Origin of the sequence: Vibrio sp. VGrn 2 (genome assembly GCF_009361695.1) — a bacterium.
GTDB classification, from domain to species: domain Bacteria; phylum Pseudomonadota; class Gammaproteobacteria; order Enterobacterales; family Vibrionaceae; genus Vibrio; species Vibrio diabolicus.
On sequence record NZ_RBWD01000006.1, the window covers coordinates 234,694 to 250,101 of the forward strand.

Annotated in this window: 12 protein-coding genes; 8 read left to right on the plus strand and 4 right to left on the minus strand. The window is 44.8% G+C overall.

Annotation, left to right across the window (positions count from 1 at the left end; all coding sequences use genetic code 11):
- Positions 1-4 precede the first annotated feature (4 nt).
- A complete protein-coding gene (locus D8S93_RS12760; protein ID WP_152813508.1) occupies positions 5-1,354 on the minus strand; it encodes a sigma-54-dependent transcriptional regulator in 1,350 nt (449 codons plus the stop codon).
- A 169-nt stretch (positions 1,355-1,523) separates the two neighbouring features.
- Between D8S93_RS12760 and D8S93_RS12765 the strand changes: the two genes are divergently transcribed.
- The 3 genes from D8S93_RS12765 to D8S93_RS12775 all read left to right on the plus strand — a co-directional run bounded on the left by D8S93_RS12765 (position 1,524) and on the right by D8S93_RS12775 (position 6,520).
- Positions 1,524-3,596, plus strand: a complete 2,073-nt coding sequence (locus D8S93_RS12765; RefSeq protein WP_152813510.1) for an ATP-binding protein — start codon at positions 1,524-1,526, stop codon at positions 3,594-3,596.
- A gap of 213 nt (positions 3,597-3,809) precedes the next feature.
- Positions 3,810-4,937, plus strand: a complete 1,128-nt coding sequence (locus D8S93_RS12770; protein WP_152813512.1) for a conjugal transfer protein TraF — start codon at positions 3,810-3,812, stop codon at positions 4,935-4,937.
- 191 nt (positions 4,938-5,128) lie between these two features.
- Positions 5,129-6,520: a glycoside hydrolase family 1 protein gene (locus D8S93_RS12775; RefSeq protein ID WP_104970293.1), complete on the plus strand. Its 1,392-nt coding sequence runs from the start codon at positions 5,129-5,131 to the stop codon at positions 6,518-6,520.
- 99 nt (positions 6,521-6,619) lie between these two features.
- Here the strand turns inward: D8S93_RS12775 and D8S93_RS12780 are convergent, their stop codons facing one another.
- Complete coding sequence (locus tag D8S93_RS12780) at positions 6,620-8,656, minus strand: PhoX family protein (protein WP_048624668.1); 2,037 nt, start codon at positions 8,654-8,656, stop codon at positions 6,620-6,622.
- 266 nt (positions 8,657-8,922) lie between these two features.
- Between D8S93_RS12780 and D8S93_RS12785 the strand changes: the two genes are divergently transcribed.
- Entirely contained in the window at positions 8,923-9,261 is a 339-nt protein-coding gene (locus tag D8S93_RS12785; protein WP_005393599.1) for a YggL family protein, read from the plus strand.
- Positions 9,262-9,892: 631 nt separating this feature from the next.
- On the opposite strand, the gene D8S93_RS12790 is transcribed toward D8S93_RS12785, so the two are convergent.
- Positions 9,893-10,759 carry a helix-turn-helix transcriptional regulator gene (locus D8S93_RS12790; protein ID WP_006741243.1) on the minus strand — a complete coding sequence of 289 codons (867 nt, stop codon included), beginning with the start codon at positions 10,757-10,759 and terminating at the stop codon, positions 9,893-9,895.
- Positions 10,760-10,926: 167 nt separating this feature from the next.
- On the opposite strand from D8S93_RS12790, the gene D8S93_RS12795 reads away from it, so the two are divergent.
- From D8S93_RS12795 to D8S93_RS12810, 4 genes are all read left to right on the plus strand, one after another.
- Complete coding sequence (locus tag D8S93_RS12795; protein WP_005393590.1) at positions 10,927-11,172, plus strand: hypothetical protein; 246 nt, start codon at positions 10,927-10,929, stop codon at positions 11,170-11,172.
- Positions 11,173-11,701: 529 nt separating this feature from the next.
- Positions 11,702-12,610, plus strand: a complete 909-nt coding sequence (locus D8S93_RS12800) for a LysR family transcriptional regulator (RefSeq protein ID WP_065645588.1) — start codon at positions 11,702-11,704, stop codon at positions 12,608-12,610.
- A gap of 301 nt (positions 12,611-12,911) precedes the next feature.
- Positions 12,912-13,817 carry a 30S ribosomal protein S6--L-glutamate ligase gene (gene rimK, locus D8S93_RS12805; RefSeq protein ID WP_005393586.1) on the plus strand — a complete coding sequence of 302 codons (906 nt, stop codon included), beginning with the start codon at positions 12,912-12,914 and terminating at the stop codon, positions 13,815-13,817.
- Between the two features lie 62 nt (positions 13,818-13,879).
- Positions 13,880-14,308, plus strand: coding sequence for an ATP-dependent zinc protease (locus D8S93_RS12810; protein WP_005393584.1), 429 nt, complete (start codon positions 13,880-13,882; stop codon positions 14,306-14,308).
- 66 nt (positions 14,309-14,374) lie between these two features.
- On the opposite strand, the gene D8S93_RS12815 is transcribed toward D8S93_RS12810, so the two are convergent.
- Positions 14,375-15,100 carry an MBL fold metallo-hydrolase gene (locus tag D8S93_RS12815; RefSeq protein ID WP_048625145.1) on the minus strand — a complete coding sequence of 242 codons (726 nt, stop codon included), beginning with the start codon at positions 15,098-15,100 and terminating at the stop codon, positions 14,375-14,377.
- Positions 15,101-15,408 lie beyond the last annotated feature (308 nt).

A 15,408-nucleotide genomic window follows, 5' to 3' on the forward strand; every position in this document is an offset into this window, starting at 1 on the left:
GGCGTTAAGTATAATCAGAGCGATTTAAACCAAACTTTTGCATCTTTTGATTCAAAGTTCGACGAGGTAAATCCAACTCCTGCATCACCTCGTTAATGCGTCCGTGATGCCTGACCAATGAATCATGCAGCACCTTGCGCTCAAAATTGTGTAATTGAATAACCAGTGGAACACCCACTTGCGTCTCCTCCGTGGTTGACGAAGGACGGCTAGAGAGAATTTCCATCACAGATACCGTTTCATCCAAAGCAAAACGCATAGCCACGTTTCGCAGCTCTCGAACATTCCCAGGCCAAGCGTAGGAAAGCACAGCGTTTCTATCTGCATCACTCAATGGTCGGGTTTCAGGGTTAGTTTGCAAGGTGAAGTGCTCAAACAAAATCAGTGAATCTTCTTCTCTCTCCCTGAGTGGCGGCAAATAAATTTGCGCGACGTTGAGCCGATAGTATAAATCTTGCCGAAACTCTTCATGATCATTGAGATCTTCTTTCGCCGCCGCGATCACTCGTAAATCAACCGAGATCTGTTGATTGCCTCCAACGCGCTCAACTGTATGTTCCTGTAATGAACGCAGCACTTTCACCTGCATGGACAGCGGCATACTCTCGATTTCATCAAAGAATAAGGTGCCTTTATCCGCGTATTCCAATTTGCCAATGCGCTTTTTACCCGCTCCGGTAAATGCCCCAGCTTCATGCCCAAACAGCTCACTTTCAAACAGGTTCTCAGGAATGGCGCCACAGTTGATTGGCACAAAATGATGGGTTCTGCGTTGGCTTTCATTGTGTAAACTGGTCGCCACCAGCTCTTTACCACAACCTGTTTCACCGTAAATGATCACGTTAGTATCGATTTTCGCCAATTTCGCAACTTGCTCGCGTAATTGCTGCATCACTCGACTTTGACCAATGAGCACCTCTTCTAAACCACTCACGCTAGCTAGATACTCTTGGCGGTGAAGCGTCGATGTTTGCGCGCGATGGCTCTCGACCGCATCTGTGACACGTTGAGACAAACGCTCCGGCTGGAAAGGTTTTTCAATAAAATCAAACGCGCCGTTTTGTAGCGCATTCACCGCCATATCCACATCACCATGACCAGTAATTAGTATCATTGGTGTTGGAATGTGATTCGCAATAAGGCTCTCTAAAATCGAAATTCCATCAGTATCTGGCAAACGAACATCACTAATTATCGCATCAAACTCTTGGTTCAGAATGGCGGTTTTGCCTTCCTCCCCCGAGCTAAAAGCTATGACGTCAAACCCCGCCAATTGCAGCCATTGGCTTGTTGCTTGACGAACGATGTCATCATCTTCAATTAGGGCGATACGCGGAATGTCGTCAAAAGTCATGAGTTACTGCCTGATCGGTGATAGAAGTCTTTGCTAAAGTTAGCAAAAACCATGCTATAGAAAAGGAGCTAGATCCCACTTCTTAATCACAATTCTTTAACATCCAATCAGTTAAGCGCACTCTTTCACTACCAACTACGATAACTATATTCAGCCAAACGGAGTCCGTATGCAGCGCACTAATAATGGGAAAATGTGGCTAACCGCCGTATTGATCAGTGCGCTGGTGATCTTTTTCTACGGTGCTAGCCGAGAGGTGGCCCATCAATGGCTGAGCGTCCAAACTCAACAAGAAGCACAACAGAAACTCCTCGACTACATTGGTGAAGTCCGCCGAGCATTAAAACGTTTCTATCACCTTCCCTATCTCGTCACGAATAACCCAGAAACAATTGCGTTTGTGAAAGGCAATTTAAACTACTACGAGCCACTTCAAGCACAACTGACACAGCTCGATAAAGCCGCGAATACAGAGGGTTGGTTGATACTTTCAACCTCGGGAGAAGTGTTGGTATCGAGTCTGATCGATGAACGGTTCAGCCGCTCTGACCGCCGTGCAATTGTCGAACAAATACAACGTCAGGGAGAAGGCGTCTCACTGGTGAATAAAACAAAAGGTTCTAGTCCGCTTTACTACCTCTCTGCACCAATTTTTGATGGTTTGGAGATAGCGGGCATCGTTGTTGTTCAAATCAACCTGAGTTTGCTAACGGAGCAGACCATCACCAGCCAAGACATCATCACGCTACAAAATCGCCATCAACGCTTCTTCCTCTCCAGCAGCACAAACTATAACGCCGACTGGTTTAATGAACCGAATAACCAAGTCAAAGTCGAAACTCAAACGCTGTATGACAATACGGTGATTCATTTCTGGACTCTCAATCAGCAGCGCTACTTTGCACACACAGTAAAGCTGGACGATTTAAACTGGTTTGTCAGTTACCTTATTCCGACCAAACCTGTTCAGCAAACGATTAGTGTCATTGGATGGAGTATCGCAGCGCTCCTCCTGCTCCTTATCCTATTGGTGATCATTGGTTTACAGCGTCGACAAAAACATCTCAATCAGCAGCGTATTCAAGCCTTACTAGAAGAATCGCAACGCCGACTTAAACAGATGATCAATAAAACACATGTTGGTTTGTTGTTGATTGACGAACAAGGTCTATTGTTCGACCTCAACCCAATGGCAAAACGCCTTTTTTGTCTTCCTGAAAGTGTGAATCGTCATACCTTCGCTTGGGAGTTATTTGATGCAGGTAATTCAAATTCGACCACACTCACTTTGCTTAGAGATCTGCCAAAGCATAAGGAACTAGCAGAGATTAGCGCTGTAGAAACCATGGCGCGACGCAGTGATGGCAGCGTATTTCCTGTACTATTTTCACTCACGAGCTTCCCATGGCACGGTGAGCAGTATTTCCTTGCTACCATAATCGACATTAGCAAACGTAAAAAAGCGGAACAATCGCTGCAGCTGATTAACCAAGAGCTCGCTCAAAGGGTGGAAGAGCGAACTCAAGCTTTAAAACAAGCCCAAGAGCAATTGATTGAATCAAGCAAAATGGCAGCATTGGGCAGAATGTCGAGCGCGATTACCCACGAGTTAAACCAACCATTGACTGGCCTGCGTACTCTTTTAACCACCAATGAATTGCTAGCAGAACGTGGACAAACAGACATGATGAAAGCCAATAACAAGTTGATTCAAAAGTTGATTGACCGCATGGCAAGCATGACCAGTCAGCTAAAAACGTTTGCCTACAATAAACCAGAAACACTGCACGAAATATCGCTGACAAACGCTTTAGAAGAGACGCTACGCGTCTATCAATCTCAACTCGCGAAGGTAGACGTTCGAGTACGCATTCCCAACGACTTACCCAATATCATTGGCGAAGAGCAACGCCTACAACAAGTGCTCGGCAACCTAATTTCCAACGCATTAGATGCGATGAAAGAGACCCAAGATCCACAGTTAATGATTGCCGTTACACCCACTACCGATAATGTTGAGGTCGTGGTAAGTGATAATGGGTGTGGGGTACCTTCGGACCAACTCGATACCATGTTCGAACCTTTCCAAACCAGTAAAAAAATTGGTGAAGGACTAGGGCTAGGGCTTTCCATCACCGCCAACAATATGCGAGATATGCAAGGGAAAGTCAGTGCGCAGCTCAACGCTGATAAAGGCATGTCCTTCACCTTAATGTTTGAGCTCGCTCCTCATCGTAGCTAACCCAATACCATCCACCTCTCCAGCTTTTCTCCACACAATTAAATAGCAATAAATCTTGATCAACTTTATAAAGCGAGTTGCCTAACCTACGCTTAACTTGATGAATCGCCACATGCTATTCATCAGCACAATTTTTGGTGGTTGACACCAAGTTTTAGCTCCCACCATCTAATTTATTGATAAGTAATTATTTAAAGTAAGAATGGATGCGTTATGAGAAAACTAACTTTAGCAGCAACAGGGGCGCCTTTTATTTTATCACCTCACGCTTTTGCAGCACCTTACGCAGCGGACGCTCGAAGTCACGGAATGGGAAATACAGGCGTTGTTTCTGCTGACTATTTAACCGCTCCTCTACACAACCCAGCCCTAGGCGCTCTCTATCGAGAAAATGACGATATCGGCCTACTCATTCCAGCTCTCGGCGTCAATATTCACGATGAGGATGAAGCTTTATCAGCCGTTGATGATGTTCAAGACCTTTACGATAGTATTCAGGGCATTCCCACACCTGCGAACGAAGCCGAACTTAATCGACTACTCGATCAATTAGATAAGAGTGCTCCAGTCGTCATTAACGGAGGTCTGAGCCTCGCGATTGCGATTCCGACACGCTACATGTCGGTAAACCTTTTTAGCGCTGGTTATGTGGAGATACTTGCGGCACCCGATATCTCAGATTCAACAAACACCGCAGATCGATACCTCAATTCTGCCGTCGACCTAGCGGCTTTCGGTAGTGCGGAATATGGCGTTGCCTTAGCTCGCGCATACACGATAGGTGGGCAGCAATTCGCATTTGGTATTACGCCCAAATACCAACAACTTAAAACCTATACGCAGCGTACAACACTAGATGACTTTGATATCGAGGATTACGACAAAAGTGAAGTATCAAAGAACACGTTCAATATGGATCTTGGGGTCGCTTGGTATCACAACGCATTTAGAGCTGGTCTCTCGTTAAAAGACGTCTTCGAGCAAGATATAGAAACAAAACTAGGCAACTATACCTACGAACTCACGCCACAAGCGACCCTTGGTATCGGCTATGTCGGGGACTATGTCGCTCTGAGCCTAGACGCCGATCTCACCAAACAAAAGCGCTTTAAAGAGCTCGACGATGACACCCAGTTTATTCGCGTTGGTATCGAGGGGAATGCTTGGGGATGGGCGCAACTCCGCGCTGGTTATGAAGTTGACCTAGAAAATAACCTCGATAACTCGGTGACAGGTGGCATTGGCATCAGTCCTTTTGATGTGATCAGTGTAGACCTAGCAGGGTCTTACGCTGGCGATAACCAGTTTGGCGCGGCGGCGAATTTAGCATTTACGTTTTGAATACGAATGCCAACCTAAATTCACTTAGGTTGGCATTGTTAACAACCATCCTATATCTCAATGTTTATCATTACTGACGTTTGGTGATGAACTGATAAAAACACGATCTCGCTACAAGTATCGAGATGTCTCCTACACTATTCTCAAGCAATAAATCCACAAACATTTCCTAGATATAAAGAGTGAGAAACATGATTAAGTTTCCAGATAATTTCCTTTGGGGTGGTGCCATTGCGGCAAACCAGGTAGAGGGGGCATACAACCTTGGGGGGAAAGGTTTATCAACATCAGATATGTTGCCAAACGGCATTCTAAGCCCGCATCAAACGCGTGAAGAACGAACGCCTGGCATCAAAGATCTTGCGATCGATTTCTACAATCGCTATCCAGAAGATATTGCCCTGTTTAAAGAGATGGGATTCACCTGCCTGCGCTTGTCCATCGCTTGGAGTCGTATTTTTCCTAATGGCGATGAGCTTGAGCCAAACGAAGAAGGACTGGCGTTTTACGACAAAATTTTTGATGAGCTGGCCAAACACGATATGCAACCATTTGTAACGCTTTCTCATTACGAGATGCCTTACGCCTTGGTTGAGAATTATGGTGGTTGGGGCGATCGTCGAGTGATCGAGTTTTTCGAGCGTTACGCTAAAACCGTGTTAGAACGCTACAAAGATAAGGTCAAACTGTGGCTTACCTTTAACGAAATCAACATGTCACTGCATGCGCCTTTTACGGGAGTGGGCTTGCAAGAAGACGCCAGTGAACAAGACATTTATCAAGCGATTCACCACCAGCTTGTAGCAAACGCGAAAGCGGTAAAACTGTGTCAGCAAATCGTACCAAACGGCAAGATTGGTAACATGCTGCTTGGCGCAATCAACTACCCATACACCTGCAACCCTGATGATGTGCTTGCTGCTATGCATGAAAACAATAAGTGGTTGTTCTTCGGTGATGTGCAGACTCGTGGTCAGTACCCAGGCTACATGAAACGTTACTTCCGTGAAAACGGCATTGAAATACAAATGGAAGCTGGCGACTTAGAAGAAATTGCATCGGCAAGTGTCGATTTTATTTCCTTCAGCTACTACGCAAGTGGCTGTGCGAGTGCCGATCCGCAACAAAAAGAAGTGGGTAACATCGTCGATAGCGTACCAAACCCATACCTTGAAAAGAGCCAATGGGGCTGGTTGATCGATCCAAAAGGCCTGCGCGTTTTGCTTAACTTCCTTCACGATCGTTACCAAAAACCGCTATTTATCGTCGAGAATGGCTTAGGCGCTCGTGATGAATTCGATGAAAACGGGGAAATCCAAGACGATTATCGAATCTCATACCTTAATGATCATTTGGTTCAAGCACACGAAGCGATTCTTGATGGCGTTGAGTTGATGGGCTTCACCAGCTGGGGGCCAATCGACTTGGTGGCTAACTCAACAGCCGAAATGAGCAAGCGTTACGGTTATATTTATGTCGATCGTCATGATGATGGGCATGGAACGCTAGAACGTAAACGCAAGAAGAGCTTCTACTGGTATCAAGACGTGATTCGTACTTCAGGCGGTTCATTGAAAAGCTAAGCCTGTTGTCTGGATATAAAGTGCGACTAGGCATTCGCCTAAACCATCAAGCCCTGCATTTGCAGGGCTTGAATTTTAAGGTGTTAATGCATTTAGAGATTAAACTGCAATCTCTCCACCGTCTTCACGTCGAATGACAACCGTCGCCGCTCTTGGGCGCACAGAAACACCAGCAGGCGTTTCTTCGGCGGCATCTTCACTGTATGGCCAGTTACCTGGGTGCTGAATATTCACAAACAATGATTTGTAATCAGGGCTGATAGTAAAGCCTGTCACTTCACAACCATTTGGTCCAACAAAGAAGCGTTTAAGCTCAGCTTGGTTATCTGCACCAATCACTGCTTGGTCACCATTCTCATCTGTTAGCTTAGATGGCACAACGGCCAACATTTGATCATTAGTGTAAGACGTAACTTCATCTGCGCCGTTATCGGTCTGAATCCACAAAATACCACGGCCATCAAACGCTAATCCGTCAGGGCTAGCAAACTGGTTTAGCTCATTCAGGCCAGAACGGTTGGTATCTGCATCACCATTTGCTGGCGAACCAAAGACAAAAATATCCCAAGTAAAGTCTGTAGCTGAGGCCCCTTCATCCCAACGAATAACGTGACCAAACTTATTGTTCAAACGTGGGTTCGCAGGATTGGTTTCATCAGTACGGCGCGTATTATTCGTCAATGTTAAGTAAACCGAGCCTGTGAATGGATCAACCGTACACCACTCTGGGCGATCCATTGGAGTTGCCCCAACGAGGTCAGCCGCGCCTGCCGTATTGATGATAATTTCAGCCAATGAGTTAAAGTGCTCCGCTAACGTACCACCAGATTTTGTTACGCTATCAAGCGTCAACGGCAACCAAGTACCTGTACTGTCTTCATTGAAACGCGCAACATAAAGTGTACCTTCGTCCATGTACTTATCGCCTGTCGCTAGGCGGTTTTCCGAGTTTGCATCTGCTGGATCCCACGCTGCCGCAGATTCAAATTTGTATAGGTACTCAAAGCGAGAGTCGTGACCAGAGTAGAATACCACTGGTTTGCCTTCTTCAAGCTTACCAAAAGTACAGCCTTCGTGACGGAAACGACCTAGTGCAGTACGCTTCTTCGCACGCGAGTTTTGCGTGTAAGGGTCAATTTCGACGATGTAACCGTGACCATTGGCTTCATTACGGTAATCATCCATTGCACTTGCTCCTGTTGGAGCCACATTAAAGCGAGAGAACTCATCGAGACGCTCTTCTGCATTTCCTGCAAGTGTTTCCCACAAGTAGCGTGTGCTTTGGTCATCAACACCAATGCGATCTTGTTCTTCTGTACGAGTCCCGGCGTTAACAAAGTAACCTGGCCAGTTCTCTTCACAAGTTAAGTAAGTGCCCCATGGCGTGTAGCCGTTGCCACAGTTGTTTAACGTACCACGTGCTTGGCTGCCATCTGGCGAGAAACGAGTGACGGTTAGTGACGTGTGCGCGACCGGGCCAGATAAGTCCATTGCTGTCGCACCAGTGTAACGGCGGTTTAGTGGATCGGTATCAACTAGCTTCCACATGTTGTCTTCAAGCTGAATACGAACCACTGATACGCCATGAGCGTTAATCTCTTTACGCACTTCATCTACAATGGTACGTACGCCATTTTCAACCGTCGGACCGTTTGGATGCAGCGCTGATGTATCAATGTACTCGTGGTTAATACATAGCAAGCCATCTGTGGTGCTATCGTTCAATGGGAAAAAATGCATGCCGTCATGGTGCATGCCTAGCGCATTTAACTGATCGGTACTGGTGTTGGTACCATCATTTTGCCATGCGCTGCCTTGTGCATTAAGTGGTGTTCCCCAAGGTACCAATACTTGTGCGGTGTAGCCTTGTGGAATTGAAACGGCGTCAGTGAGTGAGCCAGGGATAGATTCAAAGTTAAGAACGGCTTTAGATACGCCCGAGCCACTGCTTACTGTACTTCCTGAGTCAGACGAGTTACAACCAGCCAATCCGAAAGCACCAAACGCTGTCATCGCACTGATGCCTAAACCACCTTTCAGAATGCTGCGTCGAGATAGGCTCGCTTCTAATACTTCTTCAAATGGTTTGTTTTCACTTTGGTTATAACGCGTCGCGTCAAAGGTTTCCTTGCTCATTTTTACTTTCCCGATCTTATAGTTTAATTAATAAATAAGTGATTAGTTGAACGGCAAGAAGTTTGGAGAAGAAAAATGACAAAAGTGCTTAAAACATATGAAACTTGTGTTTCAGCAGTGCAGCAAACTCAGCAGCGTTACCAATTGATCAATTAAATTTTGGTCACATAATCACCAACTGTATCGCTTCATTCTGATTTTACTTGGGCTAAAGTGTGATAGAAGGTATAAGGTGTACGAATTCAAATCATCTACGAGAGATAATCATGAAATTAGACAAGATCGATAACAAGAGCCGTCGTATCCGTAAAAAGCTGTTCTTAGGTGAGTTCGCAATCCTAGGTTTCGAGATCAGCTGTGAAACAGACATCAACGACTTCGACCGTTACGATGCATTCGTTGATGACTTTATCGACTACATTGATGGGCTTGGCCTTTGCTTCGGCGGCGGTGGTCTAGAACTGTTTGAAGGCTTCCTATGCTCTACTGACCGTTACGGCAGTGCTACTGAAGAGCAAAAAGCACAAGTTATTGCATGGTTAGAAGCACGTCCAGAAGTGAAAAGCGCAAAAGCTGGCGACTTGGTTGACGCAAACTACCTGTAAGTAACAGAGTCATACTGACAATAATAAAAAGCTGGTCTCCGGACTGGCTTTTTTACTTTTGGAAGTGTGTGATAGTAAAAGTAGAGTGCTTGGAGGTTGTGCGGAGTGAATGTGATTGTGGCGTTTTTGAGCTGGCAATCAGCGGGAAACGGCGTTCCACTGCCAGCTCGTGCCTTTAGGTATCATTAACTATGATTTTTTAGCTGGTGCGTCTTTCGTGTCTTTCCAGTATTGAATACGCACACGATGTAGCTGAGCTCTTCTAGTCTTTTTCATAGTAAAATCCCTCATCTTATATAAGTAACGCTCCTTATGGAGCTTATTGTCTAAGGTCGAACCCCCTTCAATCTATAAGGGAACCAATTATTTAACCGTGACCAATTTCACAACATAATGATAATTACCGATTTCTTGCAGTCATCTTTGGCTAGTAAACGGCGTATTATCTCTCTGACACGGTTAACTTACTCACCAGATATGACAGAAAAATGGCAATCAAGTTCCCTATATTATCTGTCACTGAATCTTAATAATGATTCCTGAAAAATTTTGCAAGTAAGATATCAATTGCCCATCACTTTCAGCCGAGTAACTCTTTTCGCGTTCGTGATCGCAGTTGTGTGCGACCCAATTAAGGCTGGATTCGCTGCTGATATTGCTGACGGTACTCGCGTGGCGTAAGCCCTTTATACGTTTTGAAATGACGATTAAACAGGGCTTGGTTTCGATACCCTACTCTCTCAAACACAATTCCAATCGGCAAAGGCGTTGATTGCAGCAAATCTGCGGCATGATTGATCCGCAACTTCATTAGGCGTTGGCTAAACGGCTCTTTAAAGTGCTTTTGAAACAATCTTGTGACCGCACTGTCACTCAGTGATAAATGGTTCGCCAAGTTCGCGAGCGTCACTTTGCTAGCAAAGTGCTGTTCGAGATACGCGTTGACACTTGCCACTCGTTCTCTTTCCTGTAATTCGTGTTCACTCATCGATAAGTAAGAGTGAGTCATAAGTGTTTTCGCCCCTTCATCGTGAGCAATCAGAGACAAAACATGAAGAAATCTCGATAGTTGCTCCATTGCAGGAAACGTCATGAGCTCATGTAGAAGATCCACAACGTGCTGAGCTGTCCGCTCAGAAAAAACCACACCTTTGTTGGCCGCCTTTAAAAGCGGATCAAGCTTTCTAAGCTCTGCGCAATAGAACATCAAATTGGCAATCCACTCACGCTTAAACCAGATCACATGAGTCTCGCACTTGCTCTCGACCAATGTGGAGTGAATAGAGTGAGGCACACCTGGAGCGATCAATAGCATTTGGTTGTGAGTCACTTCTAATTCGTGATGACCAATATGCAAACTGCCAGTGAAGTGGCGATGGATGACTAATTCAAACACATCATCGTGAAAATGGAGATCGTACTCTTTTTCTGGCTCATCAATGCGACGATAGCGCCAAGAAAAACCTGGTCTTTGCGGTACTTTTTCGATGTGTGCCATTGGCTACTCCACAAAATAGTATTGTTTCACGCTCAAATAATATCAGTATTGCCAGCTTAATCTTCATCACGCCGAAATAGTATTGATATTAAGCGGCATACTATCAACTTTGTGTCGTCACGCTCCTTATTGTTGCCTTGAAAGACAAGATAACTAAGGAGGCTTTCATGAGTCACTTCACTGTCAAGCTACGCCAAGTCCTGCACAAAACACGTGATGAATGGGCAACATTCGCCATCAAAGAAATGGAAATTCCACCTAATACTATCGCCAAATTTTATGGCTACAAATCGAGTTGTGATCTTGAGCAAATTCTTAAACAGGATGAAAACGACGCCAATTCGGACATTTGCTCGACACCACGTGCGAGATCTCTCACAAGCAATGTAAGCAAAACGACCATCATTGACTAAGATAAAATCGAAAAGTCAGTATAAGTTATTGAAAATTATCACTTATACCATTTCAAACAATATTCGCTGCCAAAGTTTTTTTACCTAGCTAATTGAGAGTAATCAGCAAAACATCAATACTGATTGTGTCGACAGGATGTTGGCGGGAACAGGAAAAAAACCTAATGGACTAGGTATCTTCAGGATGAAGATTTGGTAGCTTAGGATGAGTTATCAGCAAGGATGTAGTTAAGCTCTAGGATAGAGTTCGCCCGTCAGGATGATAGGCAAGAATGGACACCGCTAGGAAGGCGATGAACAAGGAACTCGGTTAAAGGACTTAGCCACAATCAAGGATAGATGCAGGGAGCACCTATAGTAGCCGGATTGCTGCGAAAGAGAATAAGCCCCGTCTGGGAAACCAGGCGGGGTTTTATTTTGTCTGCTATTTATTATTCACGAGGCACCCGATTCTCTTGCGTCGATTTATTTCGTGCCGTGCTATCATTTTCTCTACGTCTTTCAGCAAGCTCACAGCAAATCTCACATTATGCTTAATCCTGTTTGGTTACATACATTTAAGACATTGATTGAAGTCGGTCATTTCACACAAACGGCAGAAAAACTTTTTATGACCCAACCTGGTGTCAGCCAACACATCAAAAAGTTAGAGCAAAGTTGTCAGCATGCGCTGATCAAACGTGAAAACAAAAGCTTCGAATTAACAGAGCAAGGTCGGATTGTTTACGCCTACGCGCTGGAGTTAGAAGAAAGAGAGAAAGCGTTGCTCGAAGAACTCAGTTTTGATGATGCATTTTCAGGTCACTGTAAACTGGCCTGTTCTGGCGCAATGGCATTGATGCTGTATGGCCCTCTTTTAGAAAAGCAAAAACAGCACCCAGGCTTATCGCTGCATTTAGAAGCCGCACCCAATCACTCGATTCTCAATGCAATAACGGAAGGGAGCATTGATATTGGTATCGTAACTGATGTTCCTCACAAAGGTTTATTTCACAGTGAAAGAATTGGTAAGGAGCAGTTGTGCTTAGTCCTACCTAATCAATACCGCGAAAAGCAGATAACACCACAACTCTTGCACGACTGTGGTGTCATTGCCCATCCTGATGCCAAGCACTACATGACGCTGTTTTTTGACCAATGCGCGGAACAAGAGCTCCAAGAAATTAAGATGAGCGATTTACCATTATCCGGCTACGTGAATCAATTAAGCCAAATATTACTACCTGTGAGTAAAGGACTCGGCTTCACCGTGCTGCCTCAAAGTGCTGTCGACAACTTCCCACAAAAAGATACCTTGCACATCGCACAACTGAAAAACACCGTGTGTGAAGAGTTATTTTTAGTTCGCAAACGCAGTCGTGTTCTGCCACTGCGCTATCAAACAATTAAAGATGTGTTATTGGACGTCATCACAAACTCAAAACAAACTACAGAATAGCCTAACGTTTTAAACTCGTTGTAATCCGTTTGCTTAAAAAAGCCCACAGACAACTTCCAGCTTACAACGCTGGGAATGCCCGATGATTCAACAAATTATTTTTGTCGTAACGACGAGTTTTTTTCGTTTTCTTCTCGCGAGAAAAAAACCTAAGGTGCGCACCTCTAACGAAGTGGTTGTCCAACCACACATCTAAATCGTTGAAGTCAGTAGGTAATATCACCTAAATATCACATACCTGCTGCATTCTATACTCTATACTTATATTTTTAATTTGGTACTGACTTACTAAGGAATTGCCATGCGTATTGCTATTCTCTCTCGTAATGAGAATTTATATTCAACCATGCGCCTAAAACAGGCAGGTGAAGAGCGTGGACATCAAGTAGACGTCATCGATACTCTGCACTGTTATATGGACATTACGAGCAACAACCCTAAGATCCGCTATAAGGGTGAAGAATTGCCACAATACGACGCTGTGATTCCTCGCATCGGTGCATCCATCACATTCTACGGTACCGCGGTTGTACGTCAGTTTGAAATGATGGGCACATTTTGTGTCAACGAATCGGTCGCGATCAGCCGCTCTCGTGACAAATTACGCTCGTTGCAACTGTTATCGCGTAAAGGCATCGGCTTGCCGCGCACTGGCTTTGCTCACCACCCTGATAACATTCAGGACGTGATCAAAAATGTTGGTGGCGCACCTCTAGTGATTAAATTACTAGAAGGTACTCAAGGCATCGGTGTTGTGCTTGCTGAAACCAACAAAGCGGCAGAAAGCGTGATCGAAGCATTCATGGGGTTGAAAGCAAACATCATGGTGCAAGAGTTCATCGAAGAAGCTAAAGGCGCAGACATACGTTGCTTTGTTGTCGGTAATAAAGTGATTGCAGCGATGAAGCGCCAAGCGAAAGAAGGCGAGTTCCGCTCTAACTTACATCGCGGCGGCTCTGCACAGTTAGTGCGACTAAGCAAAGAAGAGCGCGCTACTGCGATTAACGCGGCAAAAGTCATGGGGTTAAACCTATGCGGTGTAGATATCCTTCAATCTAAAAACGGCCCAGTGGTAATGGAAGTGAATTCTTCACCAGGTCTTGAAGGTATCGAGCTCGCTACAGAAAAAGACGTTGCTGGTATGATTTTCGACTTTATCGAGAAAAACGCAAAACCACACGCAAACCGTACTCGTGGTAAAGGTTGATAATTGTTTGAGTGAGAGCCTGCTCAGTAGGCTCTCGTATTACTCATCGCTAGGATGACACTATGAATCAGAAAATGATCATTGGGAACGCCGAAGCTATTTGCTTACCTGAGTTAGGGATTACTCACCTTGAAGCGCGCATTGATACGGGCGCACAAACCTCTTCATTGCATGTAGATAACATTGATTGCTTTGAAAAAGATGGTCAGTCTTACGTTGCATTCGATCTACACCCGGATGTTTATCATTTAGAACAAGTGGTTCGCTGCACAGCGAAGCTAAAGGCAAACCGTAAAGTGAAATCTTCAAACGGTACCTTTGAGCATCGCTGCGTTATCACTACCATGCTGCGCATGGGTGACAAACAATGGCCAATCGACATTACGTTGACCAACCGTGAAAAAATGACTTACATGATGTTGTTAGGTCGTCAGGGCATGGCAGACAAAGTGCTGGTCGACCCTAGCCAATCTCACTTATTGGCATCTTAACCCCGTAGCTTCAGATGAGTGATCGAACGTTTTTGTTGAGCATCACTCGTCTGGCTTTATCTTCGCCTACTTCCTACGAAATAGCGCAAACAACAATCCCTTCGCTTTAACCTTTGTGACGCGCCAATGGGTCATCGGCTTAGTCGGCGCAGTATGCAGAATGTGCTGATACGCTTTCTCATCAAAAGTCACCTCTCCCCCGTGCGCCAAAAGCAAACATTGCGGATCCATCTCAAACACACGCTTTAATGATTGGCGATATTGGTTTGGATGAAATATGGGAAACGGCGCAATCAGGTGTTTCTTAACTTGCACCATCAAATCCGCCACATACAATACATCTTGTTCAGAATGATAAACCGACAAATCTCTATCGGTATGTCCCTGCGTTTCTAGTACCTGCCAATCATCAAACCCCGGAATACACTCTCCATCGATGAGTTCGATATCTGGCTTTAACTTGCGCGAATACCACAGGTTTTGCTTTGGTTTACGCATCCGATTCGCCATCCAGCGTGCTAACATCAAATCGGTCAAATGCATTAGCCAACCATCTACACCGCTATACCATTGGCTCTCTCGCTTTGCGGCCAATAGTTTACATCCAGTTAAATCACGCAGTTTGTGCGCGCCACCAGCGTGGTCTGGATGCATGTGAGTTACAACGACCAACTTTAGGTCAGAAAAAGGACGATGGAGTTGATGTTCAATAAAATCTTTAAGGTGAGGAATATCTGCTCGACTTGCACCATCAAGCAACATTAATTTATCGGGATATTCGGCGAGATACATGGTCTGAATGTATCCCTGAATTCTGTGCAGCTGCAAAATATGTCCTTATTTGAGTGAGATTTTTCATGACCGCTTCCATGCTGGTCAGACCAACTATAACAGCTGAATGGACGCACTGGTAAACAAATGTTCACATCAGCGCACGACAAGAAATCATAATCGAGATGATAGATTTTAATCATTAGACTCAGCGGCACTTTTATCCGTTAATGCGCGCACACGGAGTTCGTGTCAGGGTATGAGGTTAATACCTCATGATTTGCTTTTTTGTACTTTTCCTTCTAATTAATTAAGGACTTAAGTACATT